The 23,580-nt window shown below is 49.2% G+C and carries 23 protein-coding genes; 16 read left to right on the top strand and 7 right to left on the bottom strand.

The annotated features are described in order from the left end of the window. Positions 1 to 16: 16 nt before the first annotated feature. Complete coding sequence (locus tag AC6R0R_RS15495; protein ID WP_500627352.1) at positions 17 to 1,186, bottom strand: sugar diacid recognition domain-containing protein; 1,170 nt, start codon at positions 1,184 to 1,186, stop codon at positions 17 to 19. Between the two features lie 26 nt (positions 1,187 to 1,212). Continuing rightward, positions 1,213 to 1,698: a MarR family winged helix-turn-helix transcriptional regulator gene (locus AC6R0R_RS15490; RefSeq protein WP_500627351.1), complete on the bottom strand. Its 486-nt coding sequence runs from the start codon at positions 1,696 to 1,698 to the stop codon at positions 1,213 to 1,215. Positions 1,699 to 1,813: 115 nt separating this feature from the next. Here AC6R0R_RS15490 and AC6R0R_RS15485 point away from each other — a divergent pair, with 115 nt between their 5' ends. Continuing rightward, on the top strand, positions 1,814 to 2,698 hold the full coding sequence (locus tag AC6R0R_RS15485) for a DMT family transporter (protein ID WP_500627350.1): 885 nt from the start codon (positions 1,814 to 1,816) through the stop codon (positions 2,696 to 2,698). An 87-nt stretch (positions 2,699 to 2,785) separates the two neighbouring features. Further along, positions 2,786 to 3,022, top strand: a complete 237-nt coding sequence (locus tag AC6R0R_RS15480) for a DUF2798 domain-containing protein (protein ID WP_500627349.1) — start codon at positions 2,786 to 2,788, stop codon at positions 3,020 to 3,022. 51 nt (positions 3,023 to 3,073) lie between these two features. On the opposite strand, the gene AC6R0R_RS15475 is transcribed toward AC6R0R_RS15480, so the two are convergent. The 5 genes from AC6R0R_RS15475 to AC6R0R_RS15455 all read right to left on the bottom strand — a co-directional run bounded on the left by AC6R0R_RS15475 (position 3,074) and on the right by AC6R0R_RS15455 (position 7,734). After that, on the bottom strand, positions 3,074 to 3,793 hold the full coding sequence (locus AC6R0R_RS15475; RefSeq protein WP_334553012.1) for a YebC/PmpR family DNA-binding transcriptional regulator: 720 nt from the start codon (positions 3,791 to 3,793) through the stop codon (positions 3,074 to 3,076). An 89-nt stretch (positions 3,794 to 3,882) separates the two neighbouring features. Further along, positions 3,883 to 4,092 carry a DUF3283 family protein gene (locus tag AC6R0R_RS15470; RefSeq protein ID WP_500627348.1) on the bottom strand — a complete coding sequence of 70 codons (210 nt, stop codon included), beginning with the start codon at positions 4,090 to 4,092 and terminating at the stop codon, positions 3,883 to 3,885. A gap of 168 nt (positions 4,093 to 4,260) precedes the next feature. Continuing rightward, complete coding sequence (locus AC6R0R_RS15465; RefSeq protein ID WP_334553016.1) at positions 4,261 to 4,458, bottom strand: PA3496 family putative envelope integrity protein; 198 nt, start codon at positions 4,456 to 4,458, stop codon at positions 4,261 to 4,263. A 697-nt stretch (positions 4,459 to 5,155) separates the two neighbouring features. After that, entirely contained in the window at positions 5,156 to 7,126 is a 1,971-nt protein-coding gene (locus AC6R0R_RS15460) for a replication initiator protein RctB domain-containing protein (RefSeq protein ID WP_487902458.1), read from the bottom strand. 431 nt (positions 7,127 to 7,557) lie between these two features. Then, complete coding sequence (locus tag AC6R0R_RS15455) at positions 7,558 to 7,734, bottom strand: hypothetical protein (RefSeq protein ID WP_500627347.1); 177 nt, start codon at positions 7,732 to 7,734, stop codon at positions 7,558 to 7,560. An 829-nt stretch (positions 7,735 to 8,563) separates the two neighbouring features. Here AC6R0R_RS15455 and AC6R0R_RS15450 point away from each other — a divergent pair. The 14 genes from AC6R0R_RS15450 to AC6R0R_RS15385 all read left to right on the top strand — a co-directional run bounded on the left by AC6R0R_RS15450 (position 8,564) and on the right by AC6R0R_RS15385 (position 23,571). Further along, on the top strand, positions 8,564 to 9,781 hold the full coding sequence (locus AC6R0R_RS15450) for a ParA family protein (protein ID WP_500627346.1): 1,218 nt from the start codon (positions 8,564 to 8,566) through the stop codon (positions 9,779 to 9,781). A gap of 8 nt (positions 9,782 to 9,789) precedes the next feature. Beyond that, entirely contained in the window at positions 9,790 to 10,761 is a 972-nt protein-coding gene (locus AC6R0R_RS15445) for a ParB/RepB/Spo0J family partition protein (RefSeq protein ID WP_500627345.1), read from the top strand. Positions 10,762 to 10,910: 149 nt separating this feature from the next. Beyond that, positions 10,911 to 12,914 carry a tRNA(Met) cytidine acetyltransferase TmcA gene (locus AC6R0R_RS15440; RefSeq protein ID WP_500627344.1) on the top strand — a complete coding sequence of 668 codons (2,004 nt, stop codon included), beginning with the start codon at positions 10,911 to 10,913 and terminating at the stop codon, positions 12,912 to 12,914. A gap of 346 nt (positions 12,915 to 13,260) precedes the next feature. Then, a complete protein-coding gene (locus AC6R0R_RS15435; RefSeq protein WP_500627343.1) occupies positions 13,261 to 13,560 on the top strand; it encodes an STAS domain-containing protein in 300 nt (99 codons plus the stop codon). After that, positions 13,553 to 13,912, top strand: a complete 360-nt coding sequence (locus tag AC6R0R_RS15430) for a response regulator (protein WP_500627342.1) — start codon at positions 13,553 to 13,555, stop codon at positions 13,910 to 13,912. Before AC6R0R_RS15435 ends, AC6R0R_RS15430 begins: the two co-directional genes overlap by 8 nt. A 37-nt stretch (positions 13,913 to 13,949) precedes the next feature. Continuing rightward, a complete protein-coding gene (locus tag AC6R0R_RS15425; protein ID WP_500627341.1) occupies positions 13,950 to 16,094 on the top strand; it encodes a chemotaxis protein CheA in 2,145 nt (714 codons plus the stop codon). A 9-nt stretch (positions 16,095 to 16,103) separates the two neighbouring features. Continuing rightward, positions 16,104 to 16,643: a chemotaxis protein CheW gene (locus AC6R0R_RS15420; protein WP_334553030.1), complete on the top strand. Its 540-nt coding sequence runs from the start codon at positions 16,104 to 16,106 to the stop codon at positions 16,641 to 16,643. Continuing rightward, the gene (locus AC6R0R_RS15415) at positions 16,643 to 17,110 is read left to right on the top strand and encodes a chemotaxis protein CheW (protein ID WP_500627340.1); all 468 of its coding nucleotides are present in this window, start codon (positions 16,643 to 16,645) and stop codon (positions 17,108 to 17,110) included. Before AC6R0R_RS15420 ends, AC6R0R_RS15415 begins: the two co-directional genes overlap by 1 nt. A gap of 45 nt (positions 17,111 to 17,155) precedes the next feature. Then, positions 17,156 to 19,558, top strand: a complete 2,403-nt coding sequence (gene aer2 / locus AC6R0R_RS15410) for an aerotaxis transducer Aer2 (RefSeq protein ID WP_500627339.1) — start codon at positions 17,156 to 17,158, stop codon at positions 19,556 to 19,558. After that, a complete protein-coding gene (locus AC6R0R_RS15405) occupies positions 19,543 to 20,394 on the top strand; it encodes a CheR family methyltransferase (protein WP_500627338.1) in 852 nt (283 codons plus the stop codon). The genes aer2 and AC6R0R_RS15405 overlap by 16 nt, the downstream gene beginning before the upstream one ends. A gap of 9 nt (positions 20,395 to 20,403) precedes the next feature. After that, complete coding sequence (locus tag AC6R0R_RS15400) at positions 20,404 to 21,054, top strand: chemotaxis protein CheD (protein ID WP_500627337.1); 651 nt, start codon at positions 20,404 to 20,406, stop codon at positions 21,052 to 21,054. Further along, a complete protein-coding gene (locus tag AC6R0R_RS15395; RefSeq protein ID WP_500627336.1) occupies positions 21,051 to 22,085 on the top strand; it encodes a protein-glutamate methylesterase/protein-glutamine glutaminase in 1,035 nt (344 codons plus the stop codon). Before AC6R0R_RS15400 ends, AC6R0R_RS15395 begins: the two co-directional genes overlap by 4 nt. Further along, positions 22,082 to 23,254, top strand: a complete 1,173-nt coding sequence (locus AC6R0R_RS15390) for a methyl-accepting chemotaxis protein (RefSeq protein ID WP_500627335.1) — start codon at positions 22,082 to 22,084, stop codon at positions 23,252 to 23,254. Before AC6R0R_RS15395 ends, AC6R0R_RS15390 begins: the two co-directional genes overlap by 4 nt. 17 nt (positions 23,255 to 23,271) lie before the next feature. Beyond that, positions 23,272 to 23,571 carry an STAS domain-containing protein gene (locus AC6R0R_RS15385; RefSeq protein ID WP_500627334.1) on the top strand — a complete coding sequence of 100 codons (300 nt, stop codon included), beginning with the start codon at positions 23,272 to 23,274 and terminating at the stop codon, positions 23,569 to 23,571. Positions 23,572 to 23,580: the final 9 nt, after the last annotated feature.

The raw sequence follows: 23,580 nt of genomic DNA, 5'->3' as shown, positions 1-23,580 counted from the left end.
ATGCTAGTTTATTGTGTCAATAAACAATTTTTGCTTGCAGCGCGAGGTAAAGCGCCACTTTATCTTCGAGGCAAGAAAGTCGTTTGTCAGTGAGTGCTTCCACTTTCTCTAGACGATAGCGCAGCGTATTTTTATGAATATCCAACATTTGGCACGTGCTCTTCGCATCCTCATTGTGCTCAAAATAGGTGCGTAGCGTATGCAGCAGCACGCCCTTACGATCTTTTGCTATTAGACGCTCAATCGGCTCTAGAAGCTGATGTTGATGCCAAGACGATTGTCGTAAACTCGCCACCAATGCCGCCAAGGTGTGTTGATGATAAAACTGGATGGACAGAGACTCAGAAGTGGCGATAAACAGCAGTGATTGAGCGCTGAGATACGAGCGCTTAAGACCATCTAGCCCTGGATAGTAGTGCCCAACGGTCAACCGAGCGGAGTAGCCGCTATCACAATGGCGCTGGATGCACTGCTCAATGGTCTGCCATCGCCTCAAACATGCATGTTCCTCACGAGATTTATCCCAGAGCTGAGCCTTAACTTGCGCAGGCACCAACAAGACAATCTCATCCGGTGCATCAGGCATCAGGCCAATTAAGGCGTCAAGCTGAGTATGCTCTAAATCCGCAATGAGCGCTTGAATCGCCTCTAGCGACAAAGGCGTTGGCACCGTTGAGCTCACTTTGAGGATCAATGCAAGACGTGGCTGACGCAAATCAATGGTAAGCCGCTCGGCAATCGTCGCCAATTGCCCTTCTTGAACATTTGGCGCTCCTAGTAATTGCTGCAGGAGTTTCTCTCTATGGCGATTATCCCATTGCAGTTCCGCCACCAAAGCGGCTTGCTCAATGACCATTTCCGCCGTCATTTTGACTAACTCAGCGTAATAGCGTACCTCTTGGGGTTCTCCGGATAAGCCGACTACGCCAATCATTTGTCCACGATAACGAATCGGTAAATTGATCCCTTGTTTAACCCCCACTAACGCCTTAGCCATCGAACTATCCACTTCGACCGCACGTTGCTCTTGCAGTACCAATAACGCGCCTTTATGAGAGCGATGAAGACGACTCTCGTCACTCGAACCAATGACGATGCCACACTCATCCATCACATTGACGGGATAAGGCAAGATGGACGAGGCGCGCTCAACAATATGAAGCGCGATGGCAGGGGTTAATTGCATGGGCATACTCTTTGGTTGTCCGTCATCTAAGATTCCAGTTGCAGCTGCCACTCTTTGAGCAGAGCGGTCAGCGCTTCACGCTGCGAAACGTTCAGTCCTTCGACAAGGCGATGCTGAAGGGCCACGTGCTCGTCGAGCAAGGCATCAATCACAGTGCGCCCACGCTCCGTCAATTCAACCGCAACGCTGCGTCTATCTTGCTCACTGTGAATACGTACGATCAAGCCTTTACTTGTGAGTTTATCAAGACGGTTGGTCATCGCCCCAGAGGTCAGCAGCATCGCGTTGATAAGCTCAGAAGGGGTCAAACGATACGGCGCGCCACTGCGGCGCAGGGTCGCCAAGACGTCGAACTCTCCCAATTTCAAGTCATACTGCTTGTGCAATTGAGCCAGCGCCGCTTCGATCTGCTTCGTTATGCGCAATAACCGCCCCATCATGGCCATCGGCCCTGTGTCAAGATGCGGTTTTTCTGTCGACCACTGCTGGGTCAAGGTGTCAATGACATCCACCGGGGTGCCTCTCCATTATTCTGACATGCGGATTTACCTTAACATAAAGATACTTTACAAGCACGGTGAATAGGCGTATGGTTCGGGCCAATATCTTAACGTAAAGATAAATTGGATGAATATATTGCTTGCCATGATCCCTGCTTTTTTTTGGGGTACCACCTACGCCGTGACACAGTTCGCGCTTACAGACTGGCCGCCTTTGCTGCTTGGCGCATTGCGTGCGCTGCCGGCTGGGCTGTTGTTGCTTGCAATAAAGCCGAGCTGGCCCAAAAGAGGCGAATGGCGAGTACTGGCTCTACTCGGAACGGTCAACATCGGGCTGTTTTTCAGCTTGATTTTTGTCATGGCACTGCGATTGCCGTCTGCAATTGCCGGTGTTGGCATGGTCTCTGTTCCTGTGTTTGCGCTGGGCTACGCGGCGATCGTTCATAAAATCAGACCGACCTTGCTGCAATCGATTTGCGGCGCATCCTTGATCATGCTTGCGTGGTGGTTGTTCGATCCCAGTACGATTGTCCTAGATCCGGTTGGCTTGCTCGCCATGCTGGGCGCGATTTTATGCATAGTAACAGGCAGCGCGTTGACCAAATCTTTGGGCAGTCGCATCCACTGGTGGAAAGTCCTGACATGGCAATTACTCATTGGGGGCGGTGTACTCACCTTAGCGGCTCTACTCCACAGTGTCTCGTCTCCGGAGCAGTACGCCTCCGTCATTGAGCATTTTTCAATGAGCAATGCACTCGGGTTAGTCTGGGTAGTCGGTCTGAATACGGCGTTTAGCTACGCCATGTATGTCTGGCTGCTACAAAGAATGACTGTGGTCGATTTTACTTTTGGCGGCATTGCCAATCCGATCGCAGGCATCGTTTCAGGGATGATACTGCTTGGTGAGTCCTTCACTCCCTTTCAGTACAGCTTAATGCTGGGCATGATCATTATGTCACTGCTGCCTCAAGCGGTTTCGGCGTTAGCGCACGATAGGAAGCGTGTCGCGTAATCGTCGAGGTTTACACTGTAAACCGGTTAGACACATTACTCACTCGCATGCAGAATAGCCAAAACAACCATTTAATGAGGAGCTACAATGAGTCGTAAACAATTTTGGATTTCAGCCCTACTGTCATCCTTCACAATGGCGTTTATCATGTCTGGGCTGCTGTCTGGCTACAATTTGGGCTTTAACGCCACCTGGCCAGCCGCTTGGATGAGAGGCTTTACCTTGGCGTGGCCATGCGCTTTGGTCTTGAACCTCACGGTACTGCCACAAATTCGCCGCTTATCAGCCTGGTTGGCCAGCCCAAAGACCAACTCACTGCCATAAAAAAACCGAGCCAAGCTCGGTTTTTGTTACTCTATTCGTCTTACTCGTCGATTACGACAATTCAGCGTTGTGGTAAACCTGCTGAACATCGTCACAATCATCAAGCATATCAAGGAACTTTTGGAATTTCTCCGCATCCTCACCACTGACTGGCGTGTGAGTCTGCGGTACGAAAGTGATTTCCTCAACATCCAAAACTAAGTCTGGGAACGCTGCGCTCAATGCCGTTTTGGTTTTAAAGAACTCAGTATGAGGTGCGAACACTGTGATCACGCCATCTTCCAGTTCTACGTCAGTGACGTCCACATCTTCCATCATCAAGGTCTCTAGGATGACCTCGTCGTCATCACCTTTAAACTGGAACACCGCTTGATGGTCGAACATGTGTGATACTGAGCCTTCCACACCGATTTTCGCGCCTGTTTTCACAAAGCACTGGCGAACATCTTGGAAAGTACGATTGCCGTTATCAGTCAAACAGTCAACGATAACGCTCGTGCCACCCGGACCGAAACCTTCGTAGCGTGCAGGTTGGTAATCTTCACCGCCACCGCCGCTGGCTTTATCTAGCGCTTTATCGATCACGTGCGCAGGAACTTGGTCCTTTTTTGCTTTTGCAATCAAATGCTTAAGCGACAGGTTCATGTCTGGGTCTGAACCGCCGTTTTTTGCACACACGTAAATTTCTTTACCGTATTTGGAATAAACTTTAATTTTTGCGCCTGCAGTTTTCGCCATTGAGGCTTTGCGCACTTCAAAACTTCTTCCCATCGGGATGTTCTCTCTAATTTCAATTTAACGCGAAGGATTTTAGCAAAATGCGAGGGCTTTTCAATTTCTCGCCTTGCTGAGAAATGGGGTCACAACACGCCCATTACTCGCTTATATTTGGCTACAGAGTCTAAGAAGAACGCTTTCTCGTTCTCATCTTTGATTTTGGCCGCTTGCTGATTCACTTCATCTGGGCCAGTTTTAGCCTCACGGAGCTTCCAAACCAAAAATGACGCTTGTTTATCAAGCTCAACCTTGTTTTTTTCTTCGGCAGGAAGGTTCGACAGGTTAATCGACATAAATCACGCTCAGTTTCTGTAAAAATATGGAGTGGGAATATACCACACACCAACGAGCAAAGTAGAGTCTCAATCACCTCGCTCACCCGCCAAGATCAAAAAAAACAGCGCTCTTTTGGAAAAACTAAGGGCGGCACTATGGCCGCCCTTAACTAATTGGGGGATTGCTTAATGAAGTAAACCAAGTTCTTTCGCTTCTTCAATCGATAAGCCGCTTTCACGTATCTCTCTCAATGCTTCAATACGTCTACGTGCCTCGGCAGATTTGACTGCCTTGGTTGGCTCTTTTGTTTCTACTTCTTCCGTGAAGTCCCACTTACCGGCAATATGAGTCATTTCATCATGGTCAATAGAATTAATGGACATAGTAACCTCCGAACAAACCATGCTAGGGACGCCTAATCTGTAGCAAATTCGCCTATCCCTTGTTAAGAATTTTAGCGTCAGAATGTGATTGCGCTAATAGTTCGAACACTCTTACCGATTATTTTATAAATAGCCTTTGCAGGGCAGAAAAACTAGCGATACATTTAAATGATTACCCTTAAGAAAAGTCAGGCGATCCAGCTCTCATTTTTTCTACGGTGTGCCCTACTCACTCCCTCTGCAACATCCAACTCTCCGCACTCCCGAAGCGTAACAACGGGCTGACTCCATCCTGAGACCAAGGTTTATCCAAACAAAAAGGTTCAAGCGAAGCGGTGTCAGTACCGAGATGTCAATCTTGGGAAGAATGATCAAGGGATGTCGGTGATCTTGCACTGTTCTTCGAAAGCATGATCAAGGTGATGAAGGTCGCATGAGCGCTTAAGAGAAACAGCGTAAAAGGAGAAATAGGGGATCAACAGGCAAAAAAATAGCGAGTTCATCGAACTCGCCAAATATTCAGAATGAATGTAACAATATGAGCCAATCTATCAGAGATAATCCTATCTCTCATTCATCAGAAAGGACAAAAGGTTGTCTATTCGGGATAAATAATAGCCAAGCTCGGCGCGCTTTATGTCAGTAAAGTGTCAGGGTAATGTAGTGATAGTGTCCAATTGTCAGACAAGGCCGAAAACTACACCGCCACTTCATCTAATGCGCGGAATACGGTCTCATCCAGATGCCCTTCATGGACTTGTTTGCACACTTTTCGGCGCACGGCGAGGCCCGCAATCAAGCGTTCGATCGACAAGTGCTTGTTTTCACTTTGGCTGTTGTATAACTCGACCATTTTACTCAAAGTCTCGTATGGGATGACCTCTTCACCGACTCGCAGGTAGTCAAGCTTGTCAATGAGCTCCAGACACTCTTCTTGGATGGAGTTATGGGAGTGCCCCGTCATCGCCGCTAACGCCGTTATAGAGCGTTCTAGAGCCTCTGGAGAGGTATACTTGGAGAGAGTAATAGTGATCTCATCGGCGTTGATCTCAACTAAGTGCTTACGCTGTTTTACCCGACGGCCCAATTTGCCTTTTGCCGCGCGCTCTTTACGTTGGATAGGCTCGAACTCGCCGTCGATGATCTGCGACATCTCATCAAGCTGTTGGCGTGTGACCATCTCATTACGTAGCGGGTTGGGTAGCGTCGGCGCCATGTTGCGCTTACCCGCGTTGGTGGTGCGCGCGCGCGAATAACGCAGCACTTCTTCAGCATCGCATTTGATGTCGAATTCGTAATCTTTGATCTTGTCGCCTTCCGCGATCGTGCGGATCGTTAAGTGATAACCCCACAAATTGACCACAAACAGATCGTCACTGCCCTTCCCTTCCGAGAGTTTTTTCAGCTCTCGGATCAAATCCATTGAAAAACGGCGCCACTCAATGTTACGCGCAAGCTTTTGATTTAGCTCACTTAATAGCATTTGATCTGTGTGTCGACGTACCATACGGCTACGGAAATAGCTGTACAGCTGGAAGACCAAGGTATGCTGCTTCAGAATTTCAGGTGGGAACAAGAAGAAATAGTCACGCGTGAGCAGTTCTTCGTAGAACGACGGCTCCCAAACCAAGATGTAGAGGTTCGGTTTAATGCGAATTTCGCCGTCAGCGCCCTCTGTAGGTGCCTCTTCCGATGCGGTAATGGTTCGGGCCAAGAAACGAAAACGATCGCTCTTAAAGCCTTCTGGCATGTTCTCGCTCAGCCAACGGCCAGTGAGTTCGTGTAACTGAAAGTCGGTAAACTCGATTCTATCGATGCTGTCACGAATGGAGTCTCGTGCAGGGCCGCTGTCTTTTTTGCCACGCAGCGACAAAATGTCGGTGATGTAGAGTGGCGTTTTGTTAGGCACGTGCGTTGCATCGAGTTGATATTGTTGCTGGTGATGCTCATGGTATTGCACGGTTAAGGTGAACAGCGCGAAGAGCGTCATCAGATCATCCACCGTCATGATGTTTTTTGATGATCGTGTTTCGATCACCGCGCGCGTGCCTGAGATCGACACCATGCTTTTTTGGTACTGTTTGCGCGTTCTGGGCGGCGCTAAGGCTTGATCGATAATGCCCGCCCAGTTGGTAGGCGATACCACAAACTGATCCGCCTCATCTTTCATTGCTGGGGGAATATTCAAGCCATGCTCATTGAGCAAGCGTTTGTTCACTTGAGTTTGAGCCAGTGCCTTAGAGCGTTTTTGTTTCTCACTTTGTTTCACCGATTCCGTGACCAAGCTGGTGGCGCCCAACACGGAAATCAACTGGTTTGGGTTAACAAAGCGATGGAGCATGGTTTTGCCCGCTAACCCTTCTTCAAAACGCACTGGTACCTGTAAAAACAGGCCGATGTTGACTGCGGCGCGTAATCGCTGCTGAATGGCTGCTCGTGTGACTTGCCCATCTGTTGCATCGATCAACTCAGTGGTTGAAACCAAACCATCTTTGCTGCTGAATCCTCGCAGTGAGATGAGATTGAGCAGTTCGACAATACTTTTCGTCACCCCTTTGAAGTGTTGGTATTGTTCTATCCAGTGGACAGCCGTTTCAGACACCTCAAATAAATGGCCATCCTTGTGGCTTCTTGGGGCTTTGATCAGTATTTTTTCGTCAGAACTCATGATTAGATCCGTATCACACTAGCCGTAATATCGCTATAGTTCCTGAAGAATAAAGAAAAAAAGATCATAAATAAAGAAAAAATTAGAGGTTTTTAAATAACTGATCTTTTTGATTTATTTGATCTATATTGGTTATATGATCTTATGATCTGACCGTCAGTTTCCTTCTAAGTCATTGTTTATTGGCGCATTATTTTTTCTGACTTGGAAAGCATGATCATGTGAAAGACGAAAGCATGATCATTAAGTTATTGAAAGCATGATCAAAATATCCAAGAACCATGATCATGTGGTTGCTGAATCAATGATCATTGGGCTGGCAGAAGCATGATCATCACTCTCTCACACGTTATCCACAGAACGCATCGTTAAGTGTCAATAAGCGGCGGTTTATTGGTTGTGCTGAGCGCTCTGTGATGCCGAAAACATGATCAAGGAAACGCCATTTCTGCTGATGTTTCTGAGCAGTGTCGCTTATTTCGCTCGGATTTCCACCGTTTATTGTCCATCATCGCTTTTGAACGGCAATCTCGGCCAACTTTGCTCTCAACGGCTTCTATGACGATATAGGTCGAAAGCATGATCAAGTGATTCGTGTTTCTTCCCATTCTCTGTGCCTGTCAATCTGATTTATTGGCTAAACACCGCTATTTTGGCATGAGTTCTTATTCCATCTGCATTTGTCCGTAAATAAACTTCTATTTTACATGCTTCCGAAGCATCAATTCACTTGATCATTGATCCGATCATTTGCGATGAAAGATCGCGAGGTTCAATTGATGACATTTAGGGTTTGTTGCCTTGATCATCGTTCCAATTTCATCGATTTGGAGCGAAAGCATGATCAAGTGATGTCCCTTGATCATCGTTTCGAATACTCAACCGCTGGATCCGGTTGAATTACGATCGCGTTGCGAGAGTTATTATCACTCATTCTGCTCACGTAAACGGCTTCGTACCGCAAAGTGAGTGAGGTTTTGGTTAGATCAGTAAAGGTTGAAATGACACGCTCCGTAAAATAGGAGGAAAACTTAATCGTTCCGATACTGGCGATGAGATTTTCTGTGGTGAGTATGTCAGAAGTGAATAATGCGAACGCTGTGGTGCATTAATGGTTTGAACGCACTCGTTGGATTAAAACACCACACTTCTGCCCTACTTTCATCTTTCGGTTTGCTTCTGTAGTTTACAATGTAAATATGTGACAAGGTAACACTTTTACGAGAAGTTAGAACGCGAAGAAAAGTGGCTAAGATTTTTAGGCGATTTTGCTCACCTTATTGACGAAAATAACATCAGATTACAAGAAGTCATCAAATTGTTCCGATTTCTTTTATTTAATGTGATTTTAATCCATAAGTGAATGTTCACCTTTTTATTGTTTGTTTTATTAAATGCTGTACAATTTGTTTTAGTCACTTACAACGGATTTTGGCAATGAAAAGAGAACAAACCATAGAGAGTCTCTACCAATTGGCGGAGCAGACGGCTCAAGTTCAAGCGGACCGCATAGAGATCGTATTAGAAGAACGTCGTGACGAACATTTTCCTCCGATGTCGAAAGCGCTGATGGAAACCCGCTCAGGGCTAACGCGTCGCAAACTAGATGATGCGATCAGTAAGCTCGAAGCGGACGGTCACCAATTTACGAAAAACAACGCCAATCACTACTCCATTTCATTGCAAGAAGCGCACATGTTGATGGATGCGGCGGGCATCCCCAAGTTTCATGAACGTAAAAAGAACACAGAGAATAAGCCGTGGATCATTAACGTTCAGAACCAAAAGGGCGGAACCGGTAAGTCGATGACCGCTGTACACTTAGCGGCGTGCTTAGCGCTCAATCTGGATAAACGTTACCGCATTTGTTTGATTGACTTAGATCCACAAGGTTCGTTGCGTCTATTTTTAAATCCACAAATTAGCATCAGTGAACACCAGAGTATCTATTCTGCAGTGGATATCATGCTCGATAACGTACCTGAAGGTACTGAGGTCGATAAGGCATTTTTGCGCAAAAACGTCATGCTACCAACGCAGTACCCGAATTTAAAAACCGTGTCTGCCTTCCCAGAAGATGCGATGTTTAACGCAGAAGCATGGCAAAGCTTGTCACAGAATCAGTCGTTGGATATCGTAAAACTACTGAAAGAAAAGCTGATCGATAAGATTGCTGATGATTTTGATGTCATTATGATTGATACCGGTCCGCACGTGGATCCCCTTGTATGGAATGCCATGTACGCGTCAAATGCGTTGCTGATCCCTTGTGCGGCGAAGCGATTGGATTGGGCGTCGACCGTTAACTTCTTCCAGCACCTGCCGACGGTGTATGAAATGTTCCCAGTAGATTGGAAAGGGCTTGAGTTCGTGCGTCTGATGCCCACTATGTTTGAAGATGACAACAAGAAGCAAGTTTCTGTGTTGACTGAGATGAACTACTTACTTGGCGATCAAGTGATGATGGCCACCATTCCGCGAAGCCGCGCGTTTGAAACCTGTGCGGACACCTACAGCACGGTGTTTGACCTCACGACCGGCGACTTCGAAGGCGGTAAGAAAACCCTAGCGACCGCGCAAGATGCGGTACAAAAGAGTGCACTGGAGCTTGAGCGCGTGTTGCACAGTCACTGGTCATCACTGAATCAGGGGTAAACTAGAGTATGGCAATTAAAACTTCAGACTTAAATGCAAGACTGTTCGGCAAGGCGAACAAACGCCAAGTTACGACACCACAAGAAGCCCAGCAAGCAGCGAAAGATAAAGCGCAGTTTATCGAGTTAGCGGTTGCGGGTGAGGAGTTAGTGCAGTTTGAGTTGGTGCGTATTCCGGCCGATCAAGTGGAAGCGCAGACGGTTGTCTTTGCGGATAATGCCCGCGAGCAATCTTTCCTCAATGAGCATGCGTTATCAGATGTATTGGTCACTTTACGTGAGCGCGGCCAGCAGTACCCGGCAGTCGGTCGCAAGCGTGAAGATGGCAAGATTGAAGTACTCGATGGTAGCCGTCGCCGCATGTCGTGTATTTTGTCCAACAAAGAGTTCTTGATCTATGTTGCCGATGACATCAACACCCAACATGCAAAATTCTTATCCGATGTGGCGAACGCCCACAAGCCTTTGTCTCTGTATGAGAAGGGCAAAGAGATGCAAGCAAAGCTCGCTAGCGGTGAAGCTGAGGATCAGAAAGCACTGGCGAAGATGTTTCAGTGCAGTGAAGCCTTGGTCAGTGGGGCGTTGAAAGCCGCTGATTTGCCACTAGAGCTGCTGCAAGCGTACCCGAATGTGGCGGACTTAGGTCGACCTACCATTGTGAAGTTGCACAAGCAGTTCAATGCACTCAGCGATGAGAACCGTGCAAAGCTACTTGAAAAGTGTCAGTGTGAAGGGGGATTTGTGTGGCAGCGCAGTGAAGCCCAAGGGGTTGCACGCATTACCAAAGAAGTCTCTGAGACGATAGAGTCTTGGATTGAAGAGATGACGCCAAGCAAATCCAGTGGCAGTGCGAAAACCGAACTGGTCAAAGGTCGCGCGAGCTACAGCCGTAAAGGTTCCAGTTTGTCGCTGAACCTAAAGAAAGTCGATGATGCTTTGATGCAAGATATTCTGGATTTCTTGCAAGCGAAGCTCCAGTAACTTCTCCATCAACGTCATCTAAAACCGCTCCTTGTTCGAGCGGTTTTTTTATTGCTGGCGCGCGGCGGCGGGCAGAAACGATGAGCGAATGTCGCAGCGCACAGCGAGAGTGATATACTCACTCCATCGTCCACCGTTACCCACGTGTTATGAATCCGATAGAGTCCTTTTTTCGTGATCTTTTTCAACAAGCCCAATTAATGCGTCATCGTTATGGTGTGGTGATTGAAGGCGATGGTCAATGGCAACTCACGGTATTGCGCACTGCGCTTTCAGCGAGCGGCGCTGAATCAGCGGTTTGTCTCGGTCACACTGTCTTTAATCAAGATGACAGCCTTGTTAGTCATCTAGCGGCTAAGCAAGGCACTCAGCTACTGGGCCAAGAGATAGAGCTCTTAGTGGTCGCGGTGAACGACGATTTCGATGCCAACAGCGTCAGTGCGGCACTCGGTGCGGTCAAAGGGGGCGGGGTAGTGATATTCACGCTTGACGAGTGCATCGATGCTTCTTCATCGAAAACGTGGTTGCTGCGCTCAATGCAATCCTTGTATTGGTTATCATCCGATAAACCACTCCCCAACATCACGCTGACGAGTGGACAAACTCAAGATCCGTTTATCGAGCAACACTCAGCGATTGAAGCGATTTGTCGCGTGGTGGAAGGCCACAGAAAGCGCCCATTGGTGCTAACGGCAGACCGAGGTCGAGGAAAAAGCAGCGCATTAGGCATTGCGGCGGCAAGGTTGATGAAGGCTTCTCGAAAACGTCTTCTTGTTTGTGCGCCGAGTTTGGCCGCCACACGCGCAGTGTTTGAACACGCCGCCTCACGACTTGAGGGCGCCACGGTCAGCAAATCATGTATAGAATACCAAGAGAGTCAACTTGCGTTTATTGCGCCAGATGAGTTACTGCGCCTGCGCCCGGATTGTAATGCTTTGTGGGTCGATGAAGCGTCTGCGATTCCTATTTCCATGCTCAAACAGATCACAGAGCGCTATCATCGTGTCGTGTTTTCGACCACCATTCACGGCTATGAGGGATGTGGACGCGGCTTTACGCTCAAGTTTTTAGATTGGCTTAAAGTGGCAAGACCGGGGATGGTACAACTTCATCTCCACCAACCGATTCGTTGGAACGCGGGCGATCCGTTAGAAGCATGGCATTTTTCGACGTTTGCCTTAGACGCCGATTTAGAACCTGCGCCTGTTCAGTTGCCGGAGATAGCGCTCACCTGCATCGACAAAGCGCAGCTGTTGGCAAAACCTGAGTTGCTGCGCCAGTGCTTTGCGCTGTTGGTCAACGCTCATTATCAGACGTCACCCAATGATTTGATGCTTATCCTCGATGAGCCCAGCGTCAACGTGTATGCTCAGTTTGAGTCAGGGACATGCATTGCCTGCGTGTTGACCGTCGATGAGGGCTACATGCCCGCAGAGCTGGTGCAAGACATTGTGCTCGGTAAACGACGCCCCAAAGGTCAATTGGTGCCGAGCACCTTAGCGAATCAATTTGGTATTGAGCGAGCTGCGCAGCAAAAAAGCGTGCGTGTCATGCGAATAGCGGTTCACCCCGATCTACAAAGGCGAGGGGTAGGGCTGGCGGTACTCGCACAGCTTGAAGAGAGCATTGAGTGTGACTTTCTCTCCACCAGCTTTGGCGCCACCGCTGATTTGGTTAAGTTTTGGCGCCAAGCTGGTTTTGCACCGATCAAAGTGAGCAGTCAACGAGACAGCGCCAGCGGTACACACTCGGTCATTATGATCAAAGGCGATACTGAGTGGCTAGCACAGGTGGCACAACATTACTCCACGCAATTTCACTATTCTCTCTCAGACAGTTTGCGCCAACTTGAAACTGAGGTCGTCCGTAGTTTGGCGCCAAAAACTAATGCTTCCATTGTCTCTACTGGGACGGCTGCGCTTCTGTTGGGTTATGCAAAAGGTGGGGCGAGTTATGACAGTTGTGCGCCACTTCTCGATCGCTTTGCATTCACACACGGTTTTGAGGCGTTCAGCGATGTGATGATAAGAAAGGTATTGCAAAAACAGAGCTGGAGTGAGTGTGCCTTGGCTTTAGGTTTGCCTGGTAAAAAGCAGGTCGAAGCTCAGCTTCGGCTTGATATAGAAACTTGGTTATCTCAATGTTCTGGCTAGTCCAATTTACACTGTAAAATAGACGATAAATTTACAGTGTAAACGGCCACACAATCGAGTCGATTTACACTGTAAAATCTCATTCTATAACACCCTACCTTCAACGCGGTTGCGAACTAGTACTAAAGAACCAGTCAATAAAACACAGTAGAAAATAAGAATTTTTTCCAAATAGCCTCCATCGGCAACCCACTAAATCTTCGATAGTTTTTATTCCAACGACAAAAATTTTAACGGCAACTTGCTGTATCAAAAGTTAAGTCACATTTGCCAAATGACGAACCTTTCCTAAACTCAATATAAAACTTTGTGCGTAGTGTTTTGTGGCTAGGAAATAAGAATAACAATGAAAAAGGATTGTCTACTTCCTGATGCGCTTGATATCTCAAGTGCGCTCAATGTCGCTGCTGAATCTAAGCAGTGGCTTCAAGATCATCGCTCGCTTGTTATTCTCGCCTCGAATGTGGAGCGAGTCGACGCTGCGGGCCTACAGGTCCTTGTTTCTCTTTTTCTTAGTGCAGAGCGCGACTCAGTCGAGATACGACTCGACAAGCCGAGCGCCACATTAAAACAAGGAGCAAACGCCTTGGGATTACAACACTTATTGAAGTTAAGTTCAGACGTTGGAGATGGATCTCATGACTAAAATTCTTGCTGTTGATGATTCTGTATCAATCAGACAAATGGTCAGTCACACCCTGAAAGATGCCGGCTATGAGGTAGAAACCGCGAATGATGGTAAAGACGCGTTGAATAAAGTGATGAGCGCGAGGTTTGACGTTGTGATCTCCGATGTCAACATGCCTAACATGGGCGGCTTTGAGCTGGTTAAAGCGCTGCGAGAGAAACCGCAGTACAAATTTGTGCCGATCCTCATGCTTACCACGGAAACCAGTGCGGATAAAAAGCTGCAGGGCAAACAGGCCGGTGCGACGGGGTGGCTAGTGAAACCATTCAATCCCGATACCTTGCTAAAAACATTGAAGCGCGTGCTGTAGTCAGCGGTTTAGAACAGAGAGCGTTTGAGGGGAAAGTATGTCGCTAGATATGGGTCAACTGCGTAAGATGTTCTATGAAGAGTGTCGGGAAAACCTTGAAACTCTCGAACAGGTGTTGCTCAACCTTGATGTCACCAACATCGACAGTGAAGAGATCAACACCATTTTCCGCGCCGCCCACTCGATTAAAGGCGGAGCCGGCACGTTTGGCTTACTCGATATCAGCGAGTTTACTCATTCCGTTGAAGCGTATCTGGATCTGGTGCGTAATGGCGAGCACCAATTAACGCCCGCCAGCATTGATCTCTTGCTGCGCAGTGTTGACTGCATACACACGTTGCTTGAGGCGCACGAGTCTGGCGTTCCTAATGAATCCAACCTAAAAACTGAGATCAGTCAGGAGCTAGAACGCTTATTAGGCGACGAACCAAGCGTTGAAAGTGAGCCCGACGAGTCATTGGCGGAGGCATCCGATGCGGGTTCTCTACCTTACCACATCACGTTTGCTCCCCATCCTGAACTGTTTTTTAGCGGCAACGACCCGTTACGCATCCTTCGCGAATGTCATGAACTGGATCCGAACATGTCGATTTGCGTCGCCACCAGCACCTTACCCATGATTGAGCAACTGGAGGCGGAGCTCTGTTATCTGAAATGGCATCTCGTTATGGATGGTCAGCTCGCGCAAGAAGAGATTAGCGAGATATTCGAATGGGTAGAGGATGAGTGCGATCTCATCATTACGCGAGGACAACCAGAGAGTGGTGAGCGTGGGGTTGAAGAGACATCGTTAGAAGTCGCCCCATCTGAGTCAATCTCTTCCGCTTCGACGGCGTCTAAGTCTACCGAGTCTGAGTCCATTACACTCAAGCCGATTGCATCTGAGCCCACTGCATCTGAACCTAGCGCAACCAAACCAAGCATTGAGACACCAGTGAAAACCGCGTCCAAGCCGACGAAAACCGAGTCAAGCGTCGGTTCCATTCGGGTAGATATTGATAAAGTCGATAGCTTGATCAACTTGGTGGGCGAACTGGTCATCACGCAATCCATGTTGACGGAAATTGGTAACGATTTTACCCCTGATAAATTGGATAAACTCAAAGCTGGCCTCGAGCAGCTGTTGCAAAACAGCAAGGAGCTGCAAGATAACGTCCTCAATATTCGCATGTTGCCAATGAGTTTTGCCTTTAGTCGCTTCCCCCGTTTGGTTCGAGATTTGTCATCTCGCTTGGACAAACAGGTTGAGTTGGTGATCAAGGGCGAGCACACGGAACTCGACAAAACGGTGCTAGAGCGCATTGTTGATCCGCTCGTGCATTTGGTGCGAAATGGCATTGACCACGGCTTAGAGTCACGCCAAACGCGCAGTGAACGAGGTAAACCCGAGGCTGGGATCATTGAGCTTAATGCTTTCCATCAAGGCGGCTCTATCATCATTCAAATATGCGACGATGGCGCCGGACTCGATTGCGATGTGCTGTGGAGTAAAGCGCAGGAAAAAGGCGTTGTCGCGAGCGATGCCAACCGGGACGAGTTTTCCAAACAGCAGGTGATGAACCTGATTTTTGCCCCCGGTTTTTCGACGGCGGAATCGGTCTCAGATATTTCTGGGCGAGGCGTGGGTATGGATGTGGTCAAGCGCAACATTGAAGAATTGGGCGGCCACATCGAGGTGGAATCCGAGCTGGGCAAAGGCAGCCGTTTCACCATCAGCTTACCCCTTACCTTGGCGATTTTGGACGGTCAGCTTATCAAAGTGGCCGACCAAGTGTTTGTCATTCCGTTGCTGACCATCATCGAATCGGTCTCTTTGGATGAGAGCAAGATCAAACGCGCTTCCGGTGGCGTGTTGCTGTATCGCCTACGAGAAGAAAGCATCCCTATCATGAATCTGCAATCCGAGCTTGAACTGGCTCCCGCTACGCCCAGTGAGCACCCCATACTCTGCTTTGTGGAAGCGGCAGGCAATCGCGTTGGGTTATTGGTTGATGAACTGTTAGAGCAGCAACAGGTGGTCATCAAGAGTTTGGAGTCGAACTACAGCAAAGTCTCCGGCATTTCTGGCGCCACCATTTTAGGGGATGGGTCGGTGTCATTGATTTTGGATATTCAGGGATTAATCACCGGCTTTTTGAAAACCCACCTTGATGCGGCGGGCAGTAACGGATTAGCGGCGTAGGGAGACATCATGAATCAAGTGACCGCCATTCAACCAGATACAGACGCGCTAGCTCAAGACGCGGCGCTAGTGTCTGGGCAATACAGCGAAGAGCTTGGTGAGCAGAGCGCGGATTTTCTCAGCTTTCTGCTTGCTGACGAGTTGTATGCGGTGCCGATTAAGGATGTCGAAGAGATTCGGGTTTGGGAAAAGCCGACGCCGATACCTCGCGCCCCGGAATTTGTCTGTGGCGTGATCAATATTCGCGGCATGATCGTGCCAGTGACGGATTTAAGACGACGATTTTCGTTAGGTGAATGCCAATACTTGCCGACGACCGTTGTGATTGTATTGCGAGAAGAGGGTGATCAAGGCGAGCGCTTGATGGGCGTTGTGGTGGATGCGGTCAGCGATGTATTGGCGCAAGACGACAAAACCCTTCACCCCTGTGTCGGCGACACGGCTGTGACACCCTATTTGGTTGGGTTGATGAATGTGGGCGAGCAGGTGATGTCCCTGCTTGATACCCACGAGCTGCTCAACATGGACAAAATCTTGAGGGCGAAGTAATGGAAACCCGACATGAGTTTTTAAGTTTCACCCTACAAGATGACGAATACGGCGTGCCGATTTTAGATGTGCGAGAACTACGAGGCTGGTCGCCGGTGCGCAAAGTCCCGAACTCGCCGGACTATTTCAAAGGCGTGTGGGAAATTCGCGGCGAGTACTTACCCATCATTGACCTCAAAATGCGTCTTGGTCTGGGCAAAACCGAGCTGACCGACGTGACGGTCATCGTGGTGTTGAGTGATGTTCAAGGCAACCCGTTTGGCATCATGGTTGATGCGGTGTCAGAGGTGTATCCCCTCAGTGACGAGGCCATCAAGGCACCACCTAAAGTGTCGATGGGGGTGGACCAGCGTTTTATTCGGGGGCTCGCTTCGGTGCAAGCAGGTCACCTCATCCTACTGAATATGGAAGCTTTATTGGATGTCGAAAAGCTTTCTGAACTGACTCAACATGAGAGCTGGGTCTAAAGCAAACACTGATAACAATAGAGCATGGCAAGAAGAGGGACAGGTATGGGATTTTGGAACAGAAAGGCAGAGCAAGCTCAGCAATTTTCAACCCCGACGGAAGACACGTTGACTCAAGACTTTACGCTGGATGTGGAGCAAGAGAGCGGCATTTCCAAAGAGCAACTCATGTCTGCACTGAATGCGGCGCAAACCGCGCTGATGATGATTGATCGTGATTTCAAGATTACCTACCTCAATCAGAAGTCTCTGGAACTACTTAAGCACCATGAAGCGCTGTTTCAATCAATGTGGCCGGGTTTTAAGGCACACGAAGATGACTTACTCGGGTTCTGTATTGATGCGTTCCACGCTAACCCAAGCCACCAGCGCCAACTTCTTTCCAATCCCAATAATTTACCTTACACCACGACCATTTCGGTCAAAGACGTGAGGATTGAACTCAATGTCGGCGCCATCATAGATGCCAAAGGGCAGTATGTTGGTAATACCTTGGAATGGTCTGATGTCACACAGTCTGAGCAGATAAGCCAAGACATTGCGAGACTCCAAGCCGCTGTTGACCAAGCGCAAACCGCCATGGTGATGATTGACCGAGACTTTTTGATCACCTACATCAACAAAGAGACGCTGACTTTATTTCGCCAGCATGAGGCGACGTTGCGCTCGGTATGGTCTGGATTTACCGCAAGTGCGGAATGGCTTATGGGGCGTTGTATTGATGAGTTTCATCAAAACCCCGCACATCAGCGCAAGATGCTGGCCGATCCGAACAATTTACCTTACAGCACCGATATCACCATTGGTGATTTGAAGATTGAGTTGAACGTCGCCGCCATACACGACGCCCAAGGAACTTACATTGGCAATACGCTAGAGTGGCGCGATGTCACCGATGAGCGAGCAAAAGAAGAAGAGATCGGGCGCCTCGCCTCTGCGGTGGCGGGCATGACGACGAATCTAATGATGGCCGATATGGAAGGGGTGATTACTTACGTCAACCCGGCTTTGCTCACTTTACTCAAATCGCGTGAATCTGAGCTAAGGCAAGCACTTCCCGGCTTTGATGCCAGCAATTTAGTTGGGCGTAACATCGATGTATTCCATAAAAACCCCGCCCATCAAAAGAGCATCATTGCTAACCCTGACCGCTTGCCATTTAGCTCTAATATTGCGGTCGGAGGACTAGAGTTCAATTTGACCTGTATTGCCATGAAAGATGGCCAGGGCAAGTACATCGGTCCTGCCTTACAGTGGGTGGATATTACCGAACAACAAGATGGGCAGCGTCAGGTCGAGTCTTTGATACAAAAAGCGATCGCCGGTGAGCTGCAAGAGCGGATTGACACCAGTGTGTACAGCGGCTTTATGAAAGAGTTAGGGGATGGCATTAATAGCCTACTGGACACTATGGTGACACCGATAGGGCAGTGCATTGATGTGATGAGCCAAGTGGCAAAAGGGAATCTTAATACGACGATGCCCGAGAGCAATAACGGGGAACTGGGTCGATTGTCTCAATCGGTCAATACCTCGATTCTCAACTTGCGCGACATGGTGGATAAGATCACGCAATCCTCGGCGCGCGTTGCTACCGCCTCATCAGAGATCGCCGAAGGCAACAACGATTTGAGTCAACGAGTGGAAGCTCAAGCCGCGAACCTCGAGCAAACCGCGGCGAGCATGGAGCAGATGACAGCAACGGTGAAACAAAATGCCGACAACGCGAAAGGCGTTAACGAATTGGCCGTGGATGCAACGAAAAAAGCCACCAAAGGCGGCCAAGTGGTTGGCCAGGCGGTTGATGCGATGGCTGACATTAACTCAGCCAGTAAAAAGATTTCCGACATCATTGGCGTCATAGACGAAATTGCCTTTCAAACCAACTTGTTAGCACTTAATGCAGCGGTGGAAGCGGCGCGCGCTGGCGAGCAAGGGCGCGGTTTCGCTGTTGTCGCGGGTGAAGTGCGCAATCTAGCGCAGCGCAGTGCGGCGGCCGCCAAAGAGATCAAGGGCCTTATCAAAGACAGTGTAGAGAAAGTCGATGAAGGTTCACGCTTAGTGGGTGAGTCTGGCGACACACTTAGTGAAATTGTCGAAGCGGTGGAGAAGGTCAACCAGTTGATTGAACAGATTGCCTCTTCCAGTGTGGAGCAATCGACCGGCATTGATGAGATCAATCGAGCCGTTGCGACGATGGACGAAATGACACAGCAGAATGCGTCGCTGGTTGAAGAAACCTCAGCCGCCAGTCAATCGCTCAAAGATGAAGGCAAAGAGTTGCTCAATCTTATGAACTTCTTTGTGACCGACGCCAAAGTGGCCAGCTTTGATTCGCGCAGCAACAAAGCCCCTAACGAAAATAACGTCAGAGAGATTCGCACCAACAAAGCCAGCAACACGGCATTTAAGGTGGAAGAGGAAGGCGACGAATGGGAAGAATTTTGAACACGGAATTGACGCTACCCGAGCAAGAGTTTGAGCTCACGGATAAAGATTTTCACTTTATCCAATGGTTTATGCATAAACACGTGGGCATTTTTCTCTCGGATCAGAAGCGCGCTATGGTCTATGGCCGCGTCAGTCGTCAGTTGCGCCGATTGGGGCTACGCCGTTTTAGAGAGTATCGTCCGTTGATTGAGAATGACCGCCAGGAGCGAGTCACTTTCATCAATTGTTTGACGACCAATAAAACGTCGTTTTTCCGTGAGTACCACCATTTTGAATTTTTGGAGCAGGTGCTCAGTCGCCAGTGGCAGGAGCAAGGCAAAAAGCAGGTCGCGGTGTGGTCCGCGGGCTGCTCTAGTGGTGAGGAGCCCTACAGCATTGCCGCTTCACTTGCGGCATTTGAACGCAAAGGTCAGTTGGACGAAGTCGTGATTGTTGCGACAGACCTAGATACTGCGGTACTCGAGAAGGCGCAACTTGGCATTTACAGTGATGAGGCACTCAATTCTATTCCTAAGCACTATCTAAAGGGGAACTTTGTTCGAGGTGTGGGACGCCAAAGTGGCCAGATCAAAGTCAAACAGCGACTGATGGATCACGTACAGTTTTCACCACTCAACTTGCTTGAAACTTGGCCATTTACAGCGAGCTTTGATGTCATATTCTGCCGTAACGTGATGATCTATTTCGACAAAAAAACGCAGGCGCGATTGCTCAAACGCTTTTATCAACAGCTATCCCCTGATGGGGTGCTGTTTTTAGGCCACTCGGAGAGCTTACCAGATGGAGTGGATTGCTTTCATCACCTCGGTCATACGATTTATGTCAAAAAGTAGGGAGCGGTTATGACGCCATACCACGGCCCGAACGTCGACCTGCAAAACGGGGCTTGTCATGTCAGTCGGTTTTATCACCCTATCCGGGAAAAGCACTTTGTCAAAGTGTACCCCGGCGGCGTTTATTGCAGTGAGGCGAGTGACGAGTTGATTGTGACTGGTCTAGGGTCATGCATCTCAGCCTGCATGTGGGATCCCGTCACACGTATCGGCGGCATGAATCACTTTCTCCTGCCTTTTGAGAATCGCAGCCAAATCAAATCTTGGCAGCCGAGCGCGTTGGATTCGAGTGCTTCTCGCTACGGTTGTTATGCGATGGAAATGTTGATCAATCAACTGATTGGTTTGGGGGCGCGTCGGCATCGCTTGGTGGTTAAACTGTTTGGTGGGGCGCAAATGCTCGGCAAAGAATCGATGATAGGGGAGAAAAACGTCAGTTTTATTCTGAGTTATGTTGAGCGCGAGCAATTGGATGTGGTGGCGCAAGATCTCGGGGGAGTGGAGCCAAGAAAAATACTCTTTGATCCCTCGATTGGAAAAGTGTGGCTGAAACGGGTGCCCTTTAGTGAAGTGCATACGGTGCATCAACAAGAATCGACCTATGCCTATAAGTTGGAGCACGAACGTGACAATGGCGATGACGCGGAGCTGTTTATATGAAAAAAATCAGAGTATTGGTGGTCGATGATTCGCCGGTATTCCGCGCGATCTTGACTGAGCTGATCAACAGCGATCCGGATCTTGAGGTGGTCGCCAGTGCAGAAGATCCGTATCAAGCTCGGGCTTTGATCAAACAACACAATCCCGACGTGCTGACTCTGGATATCGAAATGCCAAAAATGAATGGCGTTCAGTTCTTAAAAAATCTGATGCGTTTACGGCCGATGCCTGTGGTGATGATCTCCACGTTAACGCAGCACGGCGCAGAGCCGACGCTGGCGGCACTGGAACTCGGGGCGGTGGACTACTTTCCCAAGCCTGCGGTGCAAAACACTGCCGAGATGGTCAATTACAAAAAGCTGGTGAATGAAAAGATCAAAGTCGCCGCAGGCGCTAACGTAGGACGAGAGACAGTGGCGCCTGAGGCGCAAAAACTCGATCCTATACGCCAAACCAATCACATTGAGCTGATTGCCATCGGAGCCTCGACGGGAGGGACGGAAGCGGTTAATCAGGTGCTTAAAACCTTGCCCGCTGGTCTGCCGCCGATAGTGATTACCCAGCACATTAGCGCGATGTTTTCCGCCTCGTTTGCGCGCAGGCTCGACGCGAACTCGGATATACAGGTGACAGAACTTGGCCAGACTCGTGAGGTGCTGAAATCAGGTTGCGCCTATTTAGCCCCCGGCGATAAGCATTTGGTCGTTACCCGACGTGGCGGCCAGTTGTACGCAGAACTTGACGATAGGCCAGCGATCAATCGCCACAAACCCTCCGTGGATGTCATGTTTGATGCCGTTGCCGAGACGTTAGGCGAGCACGCGATCGGTATCTTGCTCACTGGTATGGGTAAAGACGGTGCGCGAGGCATGTTGAAGATGAAGCAGCAAGGCGCGCCGACCATTGCTCAAGATGAGTTGAGCTCAGTGGTGTGGGGCATGCCGGGCGCCGCGGTGCATTTGGGCGCTGCGGAGTACGTTCTCGGGCTGCATAAAATACCGAAACAGATTTGTCAGTTGGTGAGCTTATGAAGAAAAAGAGAATACTGAGTCATCGCGTACGCTGCGCGCTCGCGGTGCTTATTCAAGTGCTGCTGTTGGGTGTGGGGGTGAGTTATGCGCCGTCTCAGCTTCAACTTGCCTTAATGATCGCCGTGGCGGCGGTGCCTTGGATTGTCTTAGCCAAGCCTCGCCCGATGCCAACTGAGAGCGCTGCGTCTTCACAGGTCCCCTCGAGCGATGATCCCAACCTTACTCGGGAAGCGGCGTTGGGGCACGTCTTGCAACGTGTTATCCCTCAATTATCGGAGCCGCTTAGCCATCAACGCAGCGTGGTAGACGAGTCAGTAGACACCTTAAATGAAAGCTATTTTGAATTGCAAAAGCTGGCGGAAGAGCAGAGCCAAGTGACGAGTGAGTTGGTGGAAACCTTGCTGGGTAATCACGGCAGCGATCATGACATCAGCCAAGTGTTACCGAAAACCGAAGCCATTATTCGCCACTTTGTGGACACCTTAGTGATCGTCTCGGAAAAAAGTATTTCTGCGGTGCACAGCATTCACGATATGTCAGACAAGCTCGATTCGGTGTTTAAGTTACTCAACCAAGTGCGCGGGTTATCCGAGCAGACCAACTTACTGGCGCTCAATGCGGCGATTGAAGCGGCGCGAGCGGGAGAGGCAGGGCGCGGGTTTGCCGTCGTCGCCGATGAAGTACGACACCTTTCGGTCAAAGCGGAAGAGCTGAATAACCAAATTGAGCGCGAAATTAACACCGCGCAAGCCACGGTACAAGAGGCCAACAAAACCGTTGGGGAGATGGCCTCCATCGATATGACGGAAGCGATCGAGTCGAAAGAAAAAGTCGATGACATGTTGCGAGGCGTGCAGCAGCTCAATGTGTCGGTTGAACAAGAAGTCCACAAAATCAAGCACAGCGGTGATCTGCTCAGTGTTCAGGTTGCCAATGGCATACGCGCCCTGCAATTTGCTGACATCATTACGCAGCAAGGGGAGTACGCGCAAGGTAGCGTGGCGTTTATCCAACAGCTGGCCGATCTGACTCTGGCATGGACAGAACGCACCCTCAGTGACGCGGAGTTTGCGAGTGAACTGCACGCATTGCTTGAACAGGTTGAGCAAAGAGGTTCACCGGCGGCAACGCAAGCAAACATTGATGAAGGCGAAGTTGAGCTGTTCTAATCCACCAAGGGGGCAATATGTCGGTTAAGTCTACAGTGAATTCAGGCTCACTTGAGGTGACCATTACCATTGAAGGGGCGTTTGGGTTTAACCTCGTTCAAGATTTTCGGCGCTGCTATACAGACAAACACAGTTATCGGTTTACGATTGATTTGCGCAAAGTCGACTATATCGACAGTGCAGGGCTTGGGATGCTGTTAAACATGCACAATTATCTCGGACAGCCTGATGGGGCGATTCGCATCACCAACACCTTGCCACAGGTGCGAAAAATCCTCGCCATTTCCCGTTTCGATAAGAAGTTCTCGATAGAGTAAGGACTGCCT

The organism is Vibrio sp. R12-SW3-ISO1 (assembly GCF_059834005.1).
Note: the sequence above shows the minus strand (reverse complement) of the source record. Positions and strands in the feature narration are given on the sequence as shown.

What these genes read in the sequence shown, in the direction of transcription:
- AC6R0R_RS15495 (WP_500627352.1), bottom strand. Translation starts at nt 1,186, where the DNA reads ATGCAATTAACCCCTGCCATCGCGCTTCATATTGTTGAGCGCGCCTCG.
- AC6R0R_RS15485 (WP_500627350.1), top strand. Translation starts at nt 1,814, where the DNA reads ATGAATATATTGCTTGCCATGATCCCTGCTTTTTTTTGGGGTACCACC.
- AC6R0R_RS15480 (WP_500627349.1), top strand. Translation starts at nt 2,786, where the DNA reads ATGAGTCGTAAACAATTTTGGATTTCAGCCCTACTGTCATCCTTCACA.
- AC6R0R_RS15475 (WP_334553012.1), bottom strand. Translation starts at nt 3,793, where the DNA reads ATGGGAAGAAGTTTTGAAGTGCGCAAAGCCTCAATGGCGAAAACTGCA.
- AC6R0R_RS15470 (WP_500627348.1), bottom strand. Translation starts at nt 4,092, where the DNA reads ATGTCGATTAACCTGTCGAACCTTCCTGCCGAAGAAAAAAACAAGGTT.
- AC6R0R_RS15465 (WP_334553016.1), bottom strand. Translation starts at nt 4,458, where the DNA reads ATGTCCATTAATTCTATTGACCATGATGAAATGACTCATATTGCCGGT.
- AC6R0R_RS15460 (WP_487902458.1), bottom strand. Translation starts at nt 7,126, where the DNA reads ATGAGTTCTGACGAAAAAATACTGATCAAAGCCCCAAGAAGCCACAAG.
- AC6R0R_RS15455 (WP_500627347.1), bottom strand. Translation starts at nt 7,734, where the DNA reads ATGGGAAGAAACACGAATCACTTGATCATGCTTTCGACCTATATCGTC.
- AC6R0R_RS15450 (WP_500627346.1), top strand. Translation starts at nt 8,564, where the DNA reads ATGAAAAGAGAACAAACCATAGAGAGTCTCTACCAATTGGCGGAGCAG.
- AC6R0R_RS15445 (WP_500627345.1), top strand. Translation starts at nt 9,790, where the DNA reads ATGGCAATTAAAACTTCAGACTTAAATGCAAGACTGTTCGGCAAGGCG.
- AC6R0R_RS15440 (WP_500627344.1), top strand. Translation starts at nt 10,911, where the DNA reads ATGAATCCGATAGAGTCCTTTTTTCGTGATCTTTTTCAACAAGCCCAA.
- AC6R0R_RS15435 (WP_500627343.1), top strand. Translation starts at nt 13,261, where the DNA reads ATGAAAAAGGATTGTCTACTTCCTGATGCGCTTGATATCTCAAGTGCG.
- AC6R0R_RS15430 (WP_500627342.1), top strand. Translation starts at nt 13,553, where the DNA reads ATGACTAAAATTCTTGCTGTTGATGATTCTGTATCAATCAGACAAATG.
- AC6R0R_RS15425 (WP_500627341.1), top strand. Translation starts at nt 13,950, where the DNA reads ATGTCGCTAGATATGGGTCAACTGCGTAAGATGTTCTATGAAGAGTGT.
- AC6R0R_RS15420 (WP_334553030.1), top strand. Translation starts at nt 16,104, where the DNA reads ATGAATCAAGTGACCGCCATTCAACCAGATACAGACGCGCTAGCTCAA.
- AC6R0R_RS15415 (WP_500627340.1), top strand. Translation starts at nt 16,643, where the DNA reads ATGGAAACCCGACATGAGTTTTTAAGTTTCACCCTACAAGATGACGAA.
- aer2 (WP_500627339.1), top strand. Translation starts at nt 17,156, where the DNA reads ATGGGATTTTGGAACAGAAAGGCAGAGCAAGCTCAGCAATTTTCAACC.
- AC6R0R_RS15405 (WP_500627338.1), top strand. Translation starts at nt 19,543, where the DNA reads ATGGGAAGAATTTTGAACACGGAATTGACGCTACCCGAGCAAGAGTTT.
- AC6R0R_RS15400 (WP_500627337.1), top strand. Translation starts at nt 20,404, where the DNA reads ATGACGCCATACCACGGCCCGAACGTCGACCTGCAAAACGGGGCTTGT.
- AC6R0R_RS15395 (WP_500627336.1), top strand. Translation starts at nt 21,051, where the DNA reads ATGAAAAAAATCAGAGTATTGGTGGTCGATGATTCGCCGGTATTCCGC.
- AC6R0R_RS15390 (WP_500627335.1), top strand. Translation starts at nt 22,082, where the DNA reads ATGAAGAAAAAGAGAATACTGAGTCATCGCGTACGCTGCGCGCTCGCG.
- AC6R0R_RS15385 (WP_500627334.1), top strand. Translation starts at nt 23,272, where the DNA reads ATGTCGGTTAAGTCTACAGTGAATTCAGGCTCACTTGAGGTGACCATT.